Below are 16,434 nucleotides of genomic sequence, written 5' to 3'. Positions count from 1 at the left end.
GGTTCTAGGTCCGACGGGTGTCCGGGGCGGGTGATCACCCACCCCGGACACGCCCGCTAAATTTCGTCGACGCTGCTCACGCCTTCGTTCGGGCGCCGGGACAGGTCGATGCCGAGTTCCTCCGCGGCCCGGAAGACCTCGTCGTCGGTCTCGCGCATCTCCAGAGCCACACCGTCGCTGGAGAGCACCTCGACGTTGAGGCACAGCGACTGCAGCTCCTTGAGCAGCACCTTGAACGACTCCGGGATGCCCGGCTCGGGGATGTTCTCGCCCTTGACGATCGCCTCATAGACCTTGACCCGGCCCAGGACGTCGTCGGACTTGATCGTCAGCAGCTCCTGCAGGGCGTACGCGGCGCCGTACGCCTGCATCGCCCAGCACTCCATCTCACCGAAGCGCTGACCACCGAACTGCGCCTTACCACCCAGCGGCTGCTGCGTGATCATCGAGTACGGGCCGGTCGACCGAGCGTGGATCTTGTCGTCGACCAGGTGGTTCAGCTTGAGGATGTAGATGTAGCCGACCGCGATCGGGTCGGGCAGCGGCTCGCCGGAACGACCGTCGAAGAGCTGCGCCTTTCCGCTCGCGCCGATCAGCTGCTTGCCGTCCCGGTTGGGCAGGGTCGACGAGAGCAGACCGGAGATCTCCTCCTCCTTGGCGCCGTCGAAGACCGGCGTCGCCACGTTGGTGTCCGGCTCCGACTCGGCGGCGTCGATCGAACGCAGCGCCCGCTTCCAATCGGCGTCGTCGCCATCGATCTTCCAACCGGTCTTGGCCACCCAGCCGAGGTGGGTCTCCAGCACCTGACCGATGTTCATCCGGCTCGGCACACCGAGCGGGTTGAGCACGATGTCGACCGGGGTGCCGTCCTCCAGGAACGGCATGTCCTCGACCGGCAGGATCTTGGAGATGACACCCTTGTTACCGTGCCGGCCGGCGAGCTTGTCGCCGTCCTGGATCTTCCGCTTCTGCGCGACGTAGACCCGTACCAGCTCGTTGACACCCGGCGGCAGCTCGTCGCCGTCCTCACGGGAGAACGTACGCACACCGATGACCGTGCCGCTCTCACCGTGCGGCACCTTCAGCGAGGTGTCCCGGACCTCACGAGCCTTCTCACCGAAGATCGCGCGAAGCAGCCGCTCCTCCGGGGTCAGCTCGGTCTCACCCTTGGGCGTGACCTTTCCGACCAGGATGTCGCCGGGGACGACCTCCGCACCGATCCGGATGATCCCCCGCTCGTCGAGGTCGGCCAGCATCTCCTCGCTGACGTTCGGGATGTCGCGGGTGATCTCTTCCGGGCCCAGCTTGGTGTCACGGGCGTCGACCTCGTGCTCCTCGATGTGGATCGAGGTGAGGGCGTCCTGCTGCACGAGGCGCTGCGACAGGATGATCGCGTCCTCGTAGTTGTGGCCCTCCCAGGTCATGAACGCCACGAGCAGGTTGCGCCCGAGCGCCATCTCGCCCTCGTCGGTGCACGGCCCGTCGGCGATGACCTGACCGGCCTCGACGCGGTCCCCCTCGAAGACGACCGGCTTCTGGTTGACGCAGGAGCCGGCGTTGGAGCGGCGGAACTTGTGCAGCAGGTAGGTACGCCGGTGCCCGTCGTCCTGGTGCACCGTCACGTAGTCGGCGCACAGGTCCTCGACCACACCGCCGACCTCGGCCACGACCACGTCACCGGCGTCGACTGCGGCGCGGTACTCCATGCCGGTGCCGACCAGCGGCGACTCCGCCTTGACCAGCGGCACGGCCTGGCGCTGCATGTTCGCGCCCATCAGTGCCCGGTTGGCGTCGTCGTGCTCGAGGAACGGGATCATGGCGGTCGCGACCGACACCATCTGACGCGGCGAGACGTCCATGTAGTCGACTGCGGTCGGGGCGACGAAGTCGACCTCACCGCCCTTTCGACGGACCAGGACCCGGTCCTCGGCGAAGTGCCCGTCGCTCTTCAGCGGGGCGTTGGCCTGCGCCTTGACGAACCGGTCCTCCTCGTCCGCGGTCAGGTAGTCGATCTGGTCGGTCACCCGGCCGTCGACGACCTTGCGGTACGGCGTCTCGATGAACCCGAACGGGTTGACCCGCGCGAAGGTGGAGAGCGCACCGATCAGACCGATGTTCGGGCCTTCCGGGGTCTCGATCGGGCACATCCGGCCGTAGTGGGACGGGTGCACGTCACGGACCTCGAAGCCGGCCCGCTCCCGGGACAGACCACCCGGGCCAAGCGCGCTCAGCCGGCGCCGGTGGGTCAGGCCCGCCAGCGGGTTGGTCTGGTCCATGAACTGGGACAGCTGGGACGTGCCGAAGAACTCCTTGATCGCCGCCACCACCGGACGGATGTTGATCAGGGTCTGCGGCGTGATCGCCTCGACGTCCTGGGTGGTCATCCGCTCACGGACGACCCGCTCCATCCGGGACAGACCGACCCGGACCTGGTTCTGGATCAGCTCGCCCACGGTACGCAGGCGACGGTTGCCGAAGTGGTCGATGTCGTCGGCCTCGTAGCCGTCCTCACCGGCGTGCAGCCGGCAGAGGTACTCCACGGTGGCGACGATGTCGTCCTCGGTCAGCGTGCCCGTGGTGATCGGCACGTTGACTTCGAGCTTCTTGTTGAACTTGTACCGACCGACCTTGGCGACGTCGTACCGCTTCGGGTTGAAGAAGAGGTTGTCGAGCAGGGTCTGCGCGTTCTCCCGCGTCGGCGGCTCACCCGGCCGCAGCTTGCGGTAGATGTCGAGTAGCGCCTCGTCCGCCCCGGCGATGTGGTCCTTCTCCAGGGTGGTCATCATCAACTCGGACCAGCCGAACCGTTCGCGGATCTGCTCGGTGGTCCAACCGATGGCCTTGAGCAGCACGGTGACTGCCTGACGCCGCTTACGGTCGATACGGACACCGACAGTGTCGCGCTTGTCGATGTCGAACTCCAGCCAGGCACCCCGGCTCGGGATCACCTTGACGCTGGAGAGGTCGCGGTCGGAGGTCTTGTCCGGCTGCTTGTCGAAGTAGACGCCCGGGGACCGGACGAGCTGGCTGACCACGACGCGCTCGGTGCCGTTGATGATGAAGGTGCCCTTCGGCGTCATCATCGGGAAGTCACCCATGAACACCGTCTGGCTCTTGATCTCGCCAGTGGTGTTGTTGGTGAACTCCGCCGTCACGAACAGCGGAGCGCAGTAGGTCAGGTCCTTCTCCTTGCACTCCTCGATCGAGGCCTTGACCTCATCGAAGCGCGGCGCGGAGAAGGACAGTGACATGGTGCCGGAGAAGTCCTCAATGGGACTAATCTCGTCGAGGATCTCCGCGAGACCCGAGCGAGCGTGCGGGTCGTCAGCCGACCGGCCCTGCCAAGCCTCGTTACCGACCAGCCAGTCAAACGACTCGTTCTGGATGGCAAGGAGGTTGGGGACCTCGAGGTGTTCGGTGATCCTGCCGAATGAGATTCGGCGGGGCGCGAAAGCGCTCGACGTACGACTGGTCTTCGCAGGGCGGGAAGCTGCCAAGATGCGTCCTTCCGAGGACCGGTGCTGCAAAACGGCTGTTACGCGTGCACTCCAATGACCCCACTCCAAATATCCACAAACGGACATTCCGAGCAGGGGTCAAGTCGGAAGGCAGCGCAAACTAGCAGTGTAGCCGAGAGGCTAACCGCTGTCCAGCCAACCACCGCAGGACGTCGCGGAACGTGCCTCCGGGCACCTGAACAGGTGCCTCCGGGCCGCTCAGAACGCGGCGTTTCCCGCGGGACCACTTGGGCTGTCGGGACATGGCGACGGTGCTGCCATGGCCATTACCCAAGCGGTAGCCGTTGCAAGCGCGGAAGGTCTTGCTGGTCCAGCGTGCCTGTCGGCTGGGGGCTGCGTCAAGGGCTGGCAGGCGGGTCGAATCGTAGCCTCACCAACGGTCCTGACGCGAACACGCCCCTACCAGCCGACACCCGGGCGACCAACGCCCTGATCATCGGGCTACCGCCGGACACCGGACACAGCAGAGCGGGCGGGGATCCGGCGCCGAATCCCCGCCCGCTCTGGCACAGTGTGCGTCAGCTCACTTCAGGGAAACCTTGGCACCCTCGGCCTCGAGCTTCGCCTTGGCCTTGTCGGCGGTCTCCTTGTTGACCTTCTCCAGGACGGCCTTCGGCGCGGCCTCGACCACGTCCTTGGCCTCCTTCAGGCCCAGGCCGGTCAGCTCACGCACGACCTTGATGACCTGGATCTTCTTGCCACCGTCAGCCTCGAGGACGACGTCGAACTCGTCCTTCTCCGGCTCGGCCTCGGCCGCGGGGGCACCCGGGGCGGCAGCCGCGACAGCCACCGGGGCGGCAGCGGTGACGTCGAAGGTCTCCTCGAACTGCTTCACGAACTCCGAGAGCTCGATCAGCGTCATCTCCTTGAACGCGTCGAGCAGCTCTTCGGTGCTGAGCTTCGCCATGTCTGGCGTCCTTTCCTAAGTACTTTGAAGAATGACTGGTGGCGACGAGTCCGGCCGTCAGGCCTGCTCCTCGCCCTCCTTCTCGCGCTTTTCCTGCAGGGCAGCCGCCAGGCGGGCGGTCTTCGACAGCGGCGCCTGGAACAGGGCCGCAGCCTTGCTCAGGTTGGCCTTCATCGCGCCGGCCAGCTTGGCCAGCAGCACCTCGCGGGACTCAAGGTCGGCGAGCTTGTTGACCTCGGCCGCGGTGATGGCCTTGCCCTCGAAGACGCCACCCTTGATGACGAGCTTCGGGTTGGCCTTCGCGAAATCACGCAGGCCCTTCGCCGCCTCGACGACATCGCCGGAGACGAAGGTAAGCGCGGTAGGACCGGTGAACAGCTCGTCGAGGCCGTCGATGCCAGCATCCGCTGCAGCACGCTTGGCCAGCGTGTTCTTCGCGACCGCGTAGGTCGTTTCCCGACCCAGCGCGCGCCGCAGCGCGGTGAGCTGGGAAACCGTCAAGCCGCGGTACTCGGTCAGCACGGTGGCACCCGAGCTACGGAAGTGCTCGGTCAGTTCGGCAACGGCAGTGGCCTTGTCGGCCCGAACCGGCTTGTCCGCCATGTCCCTCCTCTCTCATTGCTCCGGGCTGGTTACCTTCGAAATCGGTATTGAAGAAACCGCCGCAACGAGAAACGCCCCGGCGCAGGGCGCACGGGGCGGACATGGTCATAGGTGGACGACCAGTGAACGCTACCGTCTCCCCCTGCGCGGGCCGCCCGTCGAACGGGACCTTCGACCGTGCCGGGGCACGGTGACCAGCGGTCTTTGGGTGGTTACGATGCTCGTCCGGCCGGAAACCGGACGTGCGAGGCCAGAGTACGGGAAGCCCTGGCTGGCTGCCAAATCGCCTCCGGCTCGGCGGAACCGGGACCCTGCAGCGTGACCATTGGGCAGCGGTGGCGCGTGCTTCCAACCGGCCCCGGCCCCGGCCACGTACCCGCCAGGTTGCCGGGCAACCAGGCCGAGGGCCGACACGTACGCCGAGGGCTGCCCCGGACGTCGGGAGCGGAGCCGCCCGAGGGCGGTACGGCGACGTACCCTCCGTGCCCCGCACACCCACGGTCCCGGTACGGCGGTGCCGCCCGTACGCGTACCGCCCCGGCTTCTGCTGTTCCCCGTGGGCTGAGACGGATCGGGGCACCCCCAGAAGCTGGGGGTGCCCCGATCCGTCGTTCGACCGTGAAACTCAGGCCTCGGCCTGGCCCTCGCGCAGGTTCTTCACCACGTTGGGGTCAACCGGGACGCCCGGGCCCATCGTGGTGGTGAGGGTGACCTTCTTGAGGTACTTGCCCTTGGCAGCGGACGGCTTGACCCGCAGTACCTCGTCGAGGACCGCGGCGTAGTTGTCGACCAGCTGAGCCTCGGAGAAGGAGGCCTTGCCGATGATCAGGTGCAGGTTGGAGTGCTTGTCCACCCGGAAGGTGATCTTTCCACCCTTGATGTCCGAGACGGCCTTGGTGACGTCCATGGTCACGGTGCCGGTCTTCGGGTTCGGCATGAGACCGCGCGGGCCCAGGATCCGCGCGATTCGACCGATCTTGGCCATCTGGTCCGGCGTTGCGATCGCCGCATCGAAGTCGAGCCAGCCCTCTTGGATCCGGGCAACCAGCTCGTCGGTGCCCACCGCGTCCGCACCGGCGGCGGTGGCCTCCTCGGCCTTCGCTCCGGCCGCGAAGACGATCACGCGGGCGGTCTTACCCGTGCCGTGCGGCAGGTTGACCGTGCCGCGAACCATCTGGTCCGCCTTACGGGGGTCGACACCGAGGCGCATCGCGACCTCGACCGTGGCGTCGAACTTGACGGTGCTGGTGTCCTTGGCGAGCTTGACCGCCTCGGCCGGGGTGTAGAGCTTGGACCGGTCGACCGCCTCGGCGGCCTTACGGTAGTTCTTGCTGCGCTGCATGTCTCGATACTCCTGTGGTTCCTGGCGGGTCACGCCGATGCGTGCCCTCCCACGGTTTGGTCCCTGCTGGTGCTCGGAGCCTTATTCCTTGACCGTGATGCCCATCGACCGGGCGGTGCCGGCGATGATCTTCTCGGCCTGTTCCACGTCGTTGGCGTTCAGGTCGGCCATCTTCTTCTCGGCGATCTCGCGCAGCTGGGCGCGGGTCACCGAACCGACCTTGGTGGTGTGCGGCACGCCGGAGCCCTTCGGCACACCAGCAGCCTTGATCAGCAGCCGAGCGGCCGGCGGGGTCTTCAGCACGAAGGTGAAGGTCCGGTCCTCGTACACGCTGATCTCAGCGGGGACGATGTCACCACGCTGCGACTCGGTCTGGGCGTTGTACGACTTGCAGAACTCCATGATGTTGACGCCGTGCTGACCGAGCGCGGGACCAACCGGCGGTGCCGGAGTGGCCTGGCCGGCCGGCAACTGAAGCGTGAACGTCTTGACGAGCTTCTTCTTCTTGGGAGGCATGTCTCTTCCTGGGGCTTGAACTGGTGAAGGTGCACCTGACTCGCTGGCAGGGCGCGCACGGTCAAGCGCGACCCACCGGGCGACGTTCTAGGCTAGCGCAGGTCATGCTCGGCCAAACGGCCGAGGTCCTCGCCCAGCGCTCCGCTAAGTCAGATCCTGGCGACCTGGTTGAAGTTGAGCTCGACCGGCGTCTCCCGACCGAAGATCGAAACCAGCACCTTCAGCTTCTGCTGGTCCGGGTTGATCTCGCTGATCGTGGCTGGCAGCGAGGCGAACGCACCGTCGGTGACCGTAACCGAGTCGCCAACCTCGAAGTCGAGGACCTTGATCTCCGGCTTCGCCTTCTTCTGCTCGGCGGTCTCGACCGCCGGCGCCAGCCACTTGAGAACCTCGTCGAGCGACAGCGGGGCCGGACGGTCGGCCCGGTCGGTCGCCCCGACGAAGCCGGTCACTCCCGGCGTGTTGCGCACACAGGAGTACGACTCCGGCGTCAGCTCCATCCGGACCAGGATGTAACCGGGGAAGACCTTCGCCTGAACCTGCGAACGCTTGCCGTTCTTGACCTCGACCTCTTCCCGGGTCGGCACCTCGACCTGGTAGATGAACTCCTCCATGTCGAGGCTGGTGATCCGAGTCTCAAGGTTGGTCTTCACCTTGTTCTCGTAACCGGCGTACGAGTGCACCACGAACCAGTCGCCCGGCGCGTAACGCAGCTTCTGCCGTAGCTCGGCGACCGGGTCGAAGGTCTCCTCCGGCTCCGAATCCGGCTCGCTGGCGGCCTCGACCGACTCGTCGTCCGCCGCCGTCGCCACCGCGGACTGCTCGTCCGCGTGTTCGGCGGTCTCGTCGTACTCAGGCACGCTCGCTCACTTCCGTCACTATCAGCTGGGTCGGCTCATCAGCTGGAGCTGCCGAAGACGAACAGCACGCCCTTCGCAAACGCGAAGTCCAGCCCGGCCACGATCGCCAGCATCACGGTGACGAACGTAACCACCACGGCGGTGTAGGTCAGCAGCTCCTTGCGGGTAGGCCAAATGACCTTACGCAGCTCGCCCACTACCTCGCGGAAGAACCGGCCGACCCGGCCGAAAATTCCAACCCGGTTAGTCTCTGCCTTGGCCTTGGACCGGCTGTCCGCCGATTCCGCCTTCTTGCGGGAGCGGGTAGCGGTGCCGCCGCGGGAAACCGGCTCCTCAGCGTCGTCGTCGATAGCGTCGTCGATCGTCTCGTCGTCAAGACGGTCGTCCGCGGCGTCCTCGCCGCGCCGGTTGCTCTCGGCCACTTCGCCCTCCGTCACCGGGTGGTTGGTGCGCGCGTCGGTAACGCGCGCCGCGCTGGTCTCACCACTCCCGGACGGGCCGGCCGAAATCCGACCCCCGGGACCGGTCAGGCCTAAGGCGCAGGGGTGACAGGACTTGAACCTGCAGCCTGCGGTTTTGGAGACCGCTGCTCTGCCAATTGAGCTACACCCCTTCGTGGGAAACCAACCACTGCGACGCGCGGACGCGTGCAGGGGTCACTTGCCCCACGGCGGACCAGTGTACGGGTAGAGGCACGACTTTCCCAACCGGTCCACCCACCGCGCGTCGGACAGCGTGACTGCCGACGCGCGGTCCCCTTCTCAGCTCGGGGTACGGATCGTGGCCCGGGCCTGTGCCAGCACCTTTTCGCCGTGGCAGGTCGCGGTCAGGTCGAGCCGGGTCAGCCCCTCCTCGGTGACTCCCCGGACGACCGCGCTCACCTGGATCTCGGTGCCCTCGTCGTCGTCCGGCACCACCACCGGTCGGGTGAACCGGACGCCGTACTCGACCACCGCGTCGGCCGCGCCAGCCCATTCGGTCACCGCCCGGCCCACCAACGCCATGGTGAACATGCCGTGCGCGATCACCCCGGGCAGGCCGACCTTGACCGCGGTCCGATCGCTCCAGTGGATCGGGTTGAAGTCGCCGGATGCACCCGCGTAGCGGACCAGATCGGCCCGGGTGACCCGGAACGTCTTGACTGGAAGATCCATGCTCAGTCCTCCCCACGTACGACGAGCTTGGACCAGACCGTCACCACCGGCTCACCGGCCACCGTCGCCACCTCGGTCCGGGTGGTCAGGAAATCGTGGCCACCCCGGGACACGATGTCCTCCACCGTGTTGACGCAGACCAGCTCGTCGCCGGCGACCACCGGTCGGGTGTAGGCGAACCGCTGGTCGCCGTGCACCACCCGGCTGTAGTCCAGCCCGAGTGCCGGATCGTCGATAATCTGCTGGCTGGCCGCCATGGTGAGTACGACCGGGAAGGTCGGCGGGGCCAGCACGTCGGAGTGGCCGAGCGCGTGGGCCGCCTCGGGGTCGTGGTAGGCCGCCTCGGTGGCGCCGATCGCCGTGGCGAACTCACGGATCTTCTCTCGCCCCACCACGTACGGGGCGGTCGGCGGGTAGCTCCGGCCGACGAAGGAGGTGTCCAAGGGCATGCCGCGAACCTACACGTAACGCAAGATCGCCGACCCGGTGGTGGACACCGCGGTTCAACCGCAGCGTCCGTACCGAATCGGCGATCTGTACGTTGATGGACCCACATCGGCCTGGCGGCCGACGGCACTGCTGAGATCAGCGGGTCTCGCGGTGCAGGGTGTGCTTGCCGTCCCGGGGGCAGAACTTCTTCAGCTCGATGCGGTCCGGGTCGTTCCGGCGGTTCTTACGCGTGATGTAGTTGCGCTCTTTGCACTCCACACACGCCAAAGTGATCTTTGGACGGACATCGGTCGCCTTGGCCACGGCGGAGGGCCTTCCTCGCTAATGGAACAGCTACAACGCATCAGCGTAGACGCAAGTCCAGCAGACACGCAAAGTGGGCGCCCTTAGCGCCCGTCTTTTCGGCCCCGGGATCTCCCCCGGCGGTCGAGAGTAGCGGTGGCCGGACTTGAACCGGCGACACAACGATTATGAGCCGTTTGCTCTACCAAGCTGAGCTACACCGCCGTGATGGGTCCAGCTGAACCCGCTGAGCCCCCTTACGGAATCGAACCGTAGACCTTCTCCTTACCATGGAGACGCTCTGCCGACTGAGCTAAGGGGGCTTGCACGATCTCTGTGAGCCGCGCAGAGGTAAGAGTACACGGCGTCGCGCGTCAGGTGAAATCGGATCCGGCACCGGATCCGGCACCGATCGGACCGGGGGTCGCACAGGTGCGCCACCGGGAATCCGTCGACACCATTCCGTGCCTGGTCGGAGCGCATCCAAGCCGGGTCAGGGCACGGCACGGAGCCTGCGAACGTCACCGTGCGACGCAGACTCCGGCTCCGCCTGGGCCCCGATCCAGGCCGCCAGACGCTCGTACGGCAACGATCTGCTGAACAGGAACCCCTGCCCGATCTGGCAGCCGATGTCCTGGAGGAGTTCCAGGGTCAGTTCGCTCTCCACACCCTCGGCGACCACGGTCAGCCCGAACTGCTGGGCCAGCGTCACCATGGCGTTCACGATGGCCAGGTCGCCCGGGTCGGTCGCCATGCCCTGCACGAACGAACGGTCGACCTTGATCTCGTGTACCGGCAGTCTCCGCAGGTAGGACAGGGATGAATTTCCGGTACCGAAGTCGTCCACGGACAGTCGTACCCCGATGTCCCATAACCGACGCAATGTCGGCATCGGGCGGTTCGTACCGTCCAACACACCTGATTCGTTGATCTCGAAAGTCAACCGTTCGGGCGGAACACCGTACTCTTCGAGCAGTTCCTGTACGCGGCTCGGGAAGTGCTGGTCGGTGAGCGTACGGGCGGAGAGGTTGACCGCGACGGAGAGCGGCTCGTCGGTGACGTTCCAGTCCCGACTACGCCGCAGCCCCTCCCTGAGCACGATCTCGGTCAGCCGGCCGAGCTGCCCGGTGTGCTCGGCGACCGCGACGAAGTCCTCGGGTGCGACCGCGCCGTGGGCCGGATGCTCCCAGCGGGCCAGGCATTCCACCCCGACCAACCGTCGGTCACCGAGGGTCACCTTCGGTTGGAAGTGGACCTCCAGGTCCCCCTGGTCCAGCGCCCGGCGCAGATCACCGGCCAGACCGAGCCGGCGCATCGACCGCGACTCCATGGCCGGGTTGAACATCTGGATGCTGCCCGGCGTGGACTTCGCCGCAGTTGCCGCCAGGTCGACCCGCTGGAGCAGGACCGCCGGCTCGCTGCCGTGATCCGGATGGATCGCCACCCCGACCGCCGTATCGACGTCGAGTGTCAACGCGTCGAAGACCATCTGGTCACGGATCTGCTCCCGCAGACCGGCCGCCAGGGTCAACGCCTCCTCGGTGCTCTCGACCCGTAGCGTCACCACGAACTCGTCGCTGCCGACCCGACCGACCAGCGCCCCTGGTGGCGCCGAACGGCGTAGCCGGCTGGCCACCTCGGTCAGCATCTTGTCGCCGGCGGCATGTCCCAGTGACTCGTTCACCTGGCGGAGCGCGTCGACGTCGAAGAGCAGGACGGCGACCATCTCACCCGGAGCGCGTACCCGGACCGCCTCCTCCAGCGCCCCCGTGATCCGGCGTCGGTTGGGCAGGTTGGTCAAGCCGTCGTGATAGGCGTCGTAGCGCAGCCGGTCGACCAGCCGGGAGTTCTCCAGGGCAACGGCGGCATGGGCGGCGATAGTCTCCAGGACGGGAATGTCCCCGGGCTTGAAGTGACCCATGTCACCGAGCCGGTTGACCACTTCCAGCGAGCCGATGACCGCCTGCCCGGACCGCAGGGGGGAGACGATGACGTCCTTCACGTCCCCCTGACGTAGCGCGGCACGCAACTCGTCGCCACCGTCCAGGAACCTGCCAGCGGCGACCGTCCGGCGTTCCTCGCAGGCCTTTTCCCTGGCCTTCGGGGGCGTCCTGGCAAAATCGAGCAGGCCCGGGTCGTCGACCCGGGCGGTGAGCAGCACCTCTGGGTGTCGCCCCTGGGCCGGCAACCAGAGGGTGGCGTACTCGGCCTGCATCAGGGCACGGACCCGGCCCAGCAGTGAGTCGGCCAGTGTTCCGTCGTGGCCGCTCTCGGTTATGGCACGAGTCAACTCGTACATGTCAGACAGCGTGTGGTGCTGCCGGAAGAACCGGGCGTACGACCGGTAGAGCAGCAACAGCGCACCAGCGAGCGCGGCCAGCAGCAGCACCGACCACCAGGTCGTCTCGAGACAGATCAGGATCACCAGGCCGACCCACGCATTCGCGGCGGCGGTGACCAGGCCCGGCCCGGCGCTGCGGATGATCTCACCGCCCGCCTGCGCCCCCTGCATGAGCGTCATCACACCGGCGACGGCCGCCAGCGTGACCAGGCTGTTGATGCAGACGGCGATCAGCAGGGTCACCCAGGTGCCCGGCCCGGCATCCTGGATCTCCGGCATCGCCACCAGGGCGAGGGAGGCCAGTGAGGTCGCCGCTGCCGTCTTGGCGACGTTGAACCAGAGTTTGGCGGCGGGCAGTCGACGCCGCACCTGTGTGATCAACGAGCTGACCGTACAAATCAGCACCACGGTCAATGGCGGCAGGTAGAACAGCGCAAGGATCAACGGAACTTCGTTGATCGTTATGCTAATACCCTGCCTGTGGGTGATGAAGTACAGGACAGGGACCTCTACCAGGACAAAGAGTCCTAGGAAAAGGACGGCCACCCATGGGTTGAAGGGATCGGTGTCACGGCCGAGCAAAGCAAGAACAACCGACCAGACCACCGCCAGCATGGCCAACGGACCAGTAATCAACCAAGAAACTTCGGATGGTCGTCGCGGTGGCTGACGCCTGGCCATTCCACTCCTATGGGTTGGCCGCCCGTCTCATCACAAGGCGTGGATTTTAGCTCCAGTCCCAACCGTCGGTCACGACCGAGCCCTCGGTGATCGGCTGGGTACCAGCGCCCTCGGCCTGTGCCCCGGCGCCGCTAACACCGATACCGGCGGCATAGATCCCGCCCACGAGCGCCATGAGCGCCATGACAGAGCCGAAGCGTCGGCTCAGCCTCCATGCAGGCATCTGCTGCTCCCGTCAAGTTGGCGAAGAGGTGGTAGAGGTTCCATGATGGTGCCACAGTCGACGGGGGCAGCAAAGCGGCAGCAGCGTCTCAGCGTGGCCTTTTAGGTGAAGCTCACCCACTTGGATTGCGTCAACTTCCCGCCCTGAAAGCAACTATGGACGCTGGCAGATCCCCGACTGGGCACGTGCACCGCACAATAAGACTTCTCTCGCAAGCCCGGCTACTGACCCTAAACCCCGTTGTCCACAGTTAACGGTCATAGGGTTGCCATACCCACCTATTCCCTTAACCAGGACACATGCCTATATTTGCCCTGGACTGGAACGGATTTCACGTCGAAGCAGGCCTCGGCCCACCCGAAGCTATCTACCTATGCACCGTATGTCCGCCTATCCAGCGGACCACGTGGCCTGCAGCGGGAGAGGGTGGGAGTCCACCCCGGAACTCGCACACCATCGACCCCAACCGATGACGGGAGAGATCCGTACGGTCGACACCGCCGGGGCACCCCAGACAGAAGAAAGTCCGGTCTGACATGTATTTCCATTACCGACCGGCATCAGCCCCGTACGCCCTGCCTCGTTCCGCGTCCCCGGCATCATGGCGGAAGCCCTCGCCGGGTCCGGCGGTGAGCAACCGCCCGACTGACGGGCGGGCGGGTAGCCACGTGGAGCACCTGGTGGCAGTTAGAGGATTCGAACTTCTGTAGCTTTCGCGACGGATCTACGGAGCTTGGCAATCTCGGTTGGGGCGCCCTGCTGACCTGCCGTTCCTCAGTGTCGCAACGGGACCACCACTCAGCCACGCACTGCCCACAGCCTGCCCCCGCAGCGTCCCGTCGCCGCCTGGTATCCACACACCCCAAGAGGCAGGCTCTACCCCATGGAGAACACGCCCCAACTCGCGACCCTCGTCTCGGCTGCCGCTGGCCGACTGCACGTGGGCGACACCCCGGGCGTCGCCTATGTCCACCTCGCCACGACCGGAGGTGACCTGCGCGTGACTGCGGTGGCGGTCTGCGTGGCCTGCGGCACCAACATCACCGAGGCTCATCAGCGATTGCTGAAGTACAGCGAACTTTTCGACGCAGTACTGCCAGGTGAAGAGAACGTCATCGGGGAAGTCCTGGAGGTCGCAGGATACTTTGATCACCGGGTCGAACTGGACGACGCCGGCGCTGAGATCGCGGAAGCGCTTCAGGAAGCGCTCAAGGCCGCTGGCCCCGCCCCGAGCGGCTTGGCTAATAACGTCTATAGGAGGCTGACCGCAGGGAGGCTGCGAGAGGCGTTCCTCTCGATCGAAGCTCTGTGGAGTAGAGGCACGCCAGAAAGCCCGCCGGTCTTCTGGGCTCACATGGCGAAGGCCGCTCGTCTCCTAGGTGACAGCACCAAACCTGGATTCGCTGAGGCTGCCCAGCGTTGTCGCGACCGGCTGCACAACTGAGATCATCCGAGCAAACCTGCGATCGCAGCACTGAGCGACCACCATCTGCCCCGGCCCGCAACCTTCACTCGGTCTGCCCAGCAGCCGAGTCAGGGATGCTCACACTCGTCGCGCCCTCATACATACGCCGGCTGGTAAGTGAGGTGCCGGTACCGAGATCAGCACTGTTTCTCGGACGTTCGGCGGCCCTCCGCCCATCGGCATCTTGATCGCATGGCGCACCGCCAACCGGATCACCAGGTAGAGAACCGCCAGTCCGAAGATCTAACTGCCGAGACCGGACACCAGGGTGCCCGCTGGGGTTGAGTGGCGCTACCGATCGGACGCACCGGCCACCGCGGATTGGAGATCCCTGAGACGAACCAGGACAGTCGCCCGAGTTCCGATCTTGAGCCGCACCGTCGCACGAACACCTTCTGGCAGCCCGACGCGGCGTCCTCGCGTCGTCAACGCGATCATGGCGTCTGCGGGAAGCGCCGACGCGAGCGTCCCTAGCAGGCCGGGAATGCCTTCCTCCTGCCCTGAACCCAGCCATGAGGTCTGTTCGCCGTACGGCACGTCGGCCAACACAAGCCTCGGCGGTGGTAGCGCGGTCAACAGAGCGGCCACCTGCTGTCGGTCGAGGACGTCGGCCCGTCCGACCACGTGGGGGAGGTCTCCGCCACCCTGGGCAAGCAGCTCTTGCAGGCGCCGTGCAGCCTCGGCGGCCTCCCCGTAGGAGGGCCGGCCGAAACGGCGAGCCATGTCTTCCAGCTCGGCTGTCCGCTTCCGCATACCCTCGGCGGACAGGAGAGCAAGGTTCGCCCGTGCTAGCCGGAGCGGGCCATCGGCGATGTCCGAGGCGACGAGGCCCGCGATCTTGTCCCGATGCAGCAGGCCCAACACGGTGAGCAGATACCCGCTGCCACAGCAGGGATCCCACACGGTCAGAGGCCGGGGTCGTCCCAGGGCGTGCCACGCGCGGAGGAACACCTCTGATGCGAGGCGGACGGGAAAGGCCGGATGGCCCGGCGCCGAACGCAACACCGCCCCGCTGGCCAGGTCAGAGTAGTCATGTCGCTCCGTCACAAACCGATAGGTCATCACACCTCCGAGTAGCCACTACCGCCCGCAACACGTACCTCCGGCGTCGACGCCCGTCACCCGCGCCGCGCAGCCACGATCCCATGCTCATCATGGCCGAGCCGCCAACCAGCGCGTAATCGCATGAGATCGAACAGGCGGCGCTTCTGGCAAGATCCTGAGTCGGCTCCGTGCTCAGCGTTTCTGCTGGTTACAGGGCCGTTTCCGCACCTGATGACCGGTAGAGAATTCGAACCTCTGTAGCTTTCGCGACGGATTTGCAGGGCGTGCGATCTTTCCCCACACAAGCCGCCTGCGCTAGTTCGGATCTCGCCAGCTGCCAGCCGAGGTCACCCCGTGCCCGGGTGATGTCCGCTACCAACCTGGGTGGTTCTGGCTTGGGCGGCATACGGCGTACCGTCACCGGGTGCCAGGTGACCCGTTCGGCGGTGGCCACCACTTCCGCCATGCTCGTTCCGATGCCTGAACCGAGGTTGACTGTCTGACTGCTACCGGGTGTGCAGGCCGATAGCGCCAACCGGATTCCACTCGCCACGTCGGCTACATGCACGAAGTCACGTACGGCTGACCCATCGCCGTTCAGCGTGACGTGGTCGAGTTGACCGGTAATGGCCCGGAAGATGTTGGGGATGATCCGAGCAGGATCGGTGTCGCCGACCCTGTCGACTGCTCCGGCGACGCACGAGCAAAAGTCCTCACGCCGGCCCAGCAACGCTTACCTCTGGGCCGGCGGCCGTATGACCTACGTCATGCCGCCGTGTCGCTCTGGCTCAACGCCGGGGTACCGGCTACCCAGGTCGCCGAATGAGCCGTGCACAGCGTGCACGTCCTCATGCGGGTGTACGCAAAGTGTGTCTACGGCCAGGAGGAAGCCGCCCGCCGCCGGGTAGAGGCGACGCTCGGCTTGCCACCGGTCACTAGCGCAGCGGCTAATACGGCAGCCGCCGTTTGAGATCTTGCTGGTGGAGCGGGGTGGACGCGAGGCGGCCACCGCGTGATCGTCTGTACGTTGTGGACATAACTTCAGATC

General features: G+C 66.1%; 15 protein-coding genes, 3 tRNA genes and 1 pseudogene. 2 read left to right on the top strand and 17 right to left on the bottom strand.

Annotation, left to right across the window (positions count from 1 at the left end; all coding sequences use genetic code 11):
* Window positions 1–56: 56 nt before the first annotated feature.
* The 15 genes from rpoB to ACFQ4H_RS23050 form a co-directional block, all read right to left on the bottom strand.
* Window positions 57–3,497, bottom strand: coding sequence for a DNA-directed RNA polymerase subunit beta (gene rpoB / locus ACFQ4H_RS23120; RefSeq protein WP_377573852.1), 3,441 nt, complete (start codon window positions 3,495–3,497; stop codon window positions 57–59).
* Window positions 3,498–4,041: 544 nt separating this feature from the next.
* Complete coding sequence (rplL, locus tag ACFQ4H_RS23115) at window positions 4,042–4,425, bottom strand: 50S ribosomal protein L7/L12 (RefSeq protein WP_377573849.1); 384 nt, start codon at window positions 4,423–4,425, stop codon at window positions 4,042–4,044.
* Window positions 4,426–4,482: 57 nt separating this feature from the next.
* Window positions 4,483–5,028, bottom strand: a complete 546-nt coding sequence (gene rplJ / locus ACFQ4H_RS23110) for a 50S ribosomal protein L10 (RefSeq protein WP_377573846.1) — start codon at window positions 5,026–5,028, stop codon at window positions 4,483–4,485.
* A 625-nt stretch (window positions 5,029–5,653) separates the two neighbouring features.
* Complete coding sequence (gene rplA / locus ACFQ4H_RS23105; RefSeq protein ID WP_377573843.1) at window positions 5,654–6,370, bottom strand: 50S ribosomal protein L1; 717 nt, start codon at window positions 6,368–6,370, stop codon at window positions 5,654–5,656.
* A gap of 81 nt (window positions 6,371–6,451) precedes the next feature.
* Entirely contained in the window at window positions 6,452–6,886 is a 435-nt protein-coding gene (gene rplK / locus ACFQ4H_RS23100; RefSeq protein ID WP_377573841.1) for a 50S ribosomal protein L11, read from the bottom strand.
* A gap of 149 nt (window positions 6,887–7,035) precedes the next feature.
* Window positions 7,036–7,746, bottom strand: a complete 711-nt coding sequence (nusG, locus tag ACFQ4H_RS23095; RefSeq protein WP_377573838.1) for a transcription termination/antitermination protein NusG — start codon at window positions 7,744–7,746, stop codon at window positions 7,036–7,038.
* A gap of 38 nt (window positions 7,747–7,784) precedes the next feature.
* A complete protein-coding gene (gene secE, locus ACFQ4H_RS23090; protein ID WP_377573836.1) occupies window positions 7,785–8,168 on the bottom strand; it encodes a preprotein translocase subunit SecE in 384 nt (127 codons plus the stop codon).
* Window positions 8,169–8,286: 118 nt separating this feature from the next.
* Window positions 8,287–8,359 (bottom strand) — tRNA-Trp (locus ACFQ4H_RS23085).
* 148 nt (window positions 8,360–8,507) lie between these two features.
* Entirely contained in the window at window positions 8,508–8,900 is a 393-nt protein-coding gene (locus ACFQ4H_RS23080) for a MaoC family dehydratase (protein ID WP_377573834.1), read from the bottom strand.
* Window positions 8,901–8,902: 2 nt separating this feature from the next.
* Window positions 8,903–9,349, bottom strand: a complete 447-nt coding sequence (locus ACFQ4H_RS23075; protein WP_377573832.1) for an FAS1-like dehydratase domain-containing protein — start codon at window positions 9,347–9,349, stop codon at window positions 8,903–8,905.
* A 136-nt stretch (window positions 9,350–9,485) separates the two neighbouring features.
* The gene (gene rpmG, locus ACFQ4H_RS23070; protein WP_046567246.1) at window positions 9,486–9,653 is read right to left on the bottom strand and encodes a 50S ribosomal protein L33; all 168 of its coding nucleotides are present in this window, start codon (window positions 9,651–9,653) and stop codon (window positions 9,486–9,488) included.
* A 130-nt stretch (window positions 9,654–9,783) separates the two neighbouring features.
* Window positions 9,784–9,857 (bottom strand) — tRNA-Met (locus ACFQ4H_RS23065).
* A gap of 25 nt (window positions 9,858–9,882) precedes the next feature.
* A tRNA-Thr gene (locus ACFQ4H_RS23060) sits at window positions 9,883–9,955 on the bottom strand.
* Between the two features lie 170 nt (window positions 9,956–10,125).
* Window positions 10,126–12,654: a putative bifunctional diguanylate cyclase/phosphodiesterase gene (locus tag ACFQ4H_RS23055; protein ID WP_377573829.1), complete on the bottom strand. Its 2,529-nt coding sequence runs from the start codon at window positions 12,652–12,654 to the stop codon at window positions 10,126–10,128.
* 46 nt (window positions 12,655–12,700) lie between these two features.
* Window positions 12,701–12,877, bottom strand: coding sequence for a hypothetical protein (locus ACFQ4H_RS23050; protein WP_377573827.1), 177 nt, complete (start codon window positions 12,875–12,877; stop codon window positions 12,701–12,703).
* 883 nt (window positions 12,878–13,760) lie between these two features.
* On the opposite strand from ACFQ4H_RS23050, the gene ACFQ4H_RS23045 reads away from it, so the two are divergent.
* Window positions 13,761–14,321: a hypothetical protein gene (locus ACFQ4H_RS23045; protein ID WP_377573825.1), complete on the top strand. Its 561-nt coding sequence runs from the start codon at window positions 13,761–13,763 to the stop codon at window positions 14,319–14,321.
* Window positions 14,322–14,633: 312 nt separating this feature from the next.
* Here the strand turns inward: ACFQ4H_RS23045 and ACFQ4H_RS23040 are convergent, their stop codons facing one another.
* Window positions 14,634–15,404 carry an rRNA methyltransferase gene (locus tag ACFQ4H_RS23040; RefSeq protein WP_377573822.1) on the bottom strand — a complete coding sequence of 257 codons (771 nt, stop codon included), beginning with the start codon at window positions 15,402–15,404 and terminating at the stop codon, window positions 14,634–14,636.
* A gap of 190 nt (window positions 15,405–15,594) precedes the next feature.
* The gene (locus tag ACFQ4H_RS23035) at window positions 15,595–16,116 is read right to left on the bottom strand and encodes an NAD-dependent epimerase/dehydratase family protein (protein WP_377573820.1); all 522 of its coding nucleotides are present in this window, start codon (window positions 16,114–16,116) and stop codon (window positions 15,595–15,597) included.
* Here ACFQ4H_RS23035 and ACFQ4H_RS23030 point away from each other — a divergent pair.
* A pseudogene (locus ACFQ4H_RS23030) lies at window positions 16,081–16,356 on the top strand (integrase); the annotation flags it as partial. The gene ACFQ4H_RS23035 and the pseudogene ACFQ4H_RS23030 overlap by 36 nt on opposite strands.
* Window positions 16,357–16,434 lie beyond the last annotated feature (78 nt).

Origin of the sequence: Micromonospora sonneratiae, from assembly GCF_042679305.1 — a bacterium.
GTDB lineage: Bacteria > Actinomycetota > Actinomycetes > Mycobacteriales > Micromonosporaceae > Micromonospora_H > Micromonospora_H sonneratiae.
This window is presented reverse-complemented; position numbering and strand designations above follow the sequence as displayed.

Coding starts and splice junctions, on each gene's coding strand:
- rplL (WP_377573849.1), bottom strand. CDS start 4,425: ATGGCGAAGCTCAGCACCGAAGAGCTGCTCGACGCGTTCAAGGAGATG.
- rplJ (WP_377573846.1), bottom strand. CDS start 5,028: ATGGCGGACAAGCCGGTTCGGGCCGACAAGGCCACTGCCGTTGCCGAA.
- rplA (WP_377573843.1), bottom strand. CDS start 6,370: ATGCAGCGCAGCAAGAACTACCGTAAGGCCGCCGAGGCGGTCGACCGG.
- rplK (WP_377573841.1), bottom strand. CDS start 6,886: ATGCCTCCCAAGAAGAAGAAGCTCGTCAAGACGTTCACGCTTCAGTTG.
- ACFQ4H_RS23080 (WP_377573834.1), bottom strand. CDS start 8,900: ATGGATCTTCCAGTCAAGACGTTCCGGGTCACCCGGGCCGATCTGGTC.
- ACFQ4H_RS23075 (WP_377573832.1), bottom strand. CDS start 9,349: ATGCCCTTGGACACCTCCTTCGTCGGCCGGAGCTACCCGCCGACCGCC.
- ACFQ4H_RS23055 (WP_377573829.1), bottom strand. CDS start 12,654: ATGGCCAGGCGTCAGCCACCGCGACGACCATCCGAAGTTTCTTGGTTG.
- ACFQ4H_RS23050 (WP_377573827.1), bottom strand. CDS start 12,877: ATGCCTGCATGGAGGCTGAGCCGACGCTTCGGCTCTGTCATGGCGCTC.
- ACFQ4H_RS23045 (WP_377573825.1), top strand. CDS start 13,761: ATGGAGAACACGCCCCAACTCGCGACCCTCGTCTCGGCTGCCGCTGGC.
- ACFQ4H_RS23040 (WP_377573822.1), bottom strand. CDS start 15,404: ATGACCTATCGGTTTGTGACGGAGCGACATGACTACTCTGACCTGGCC.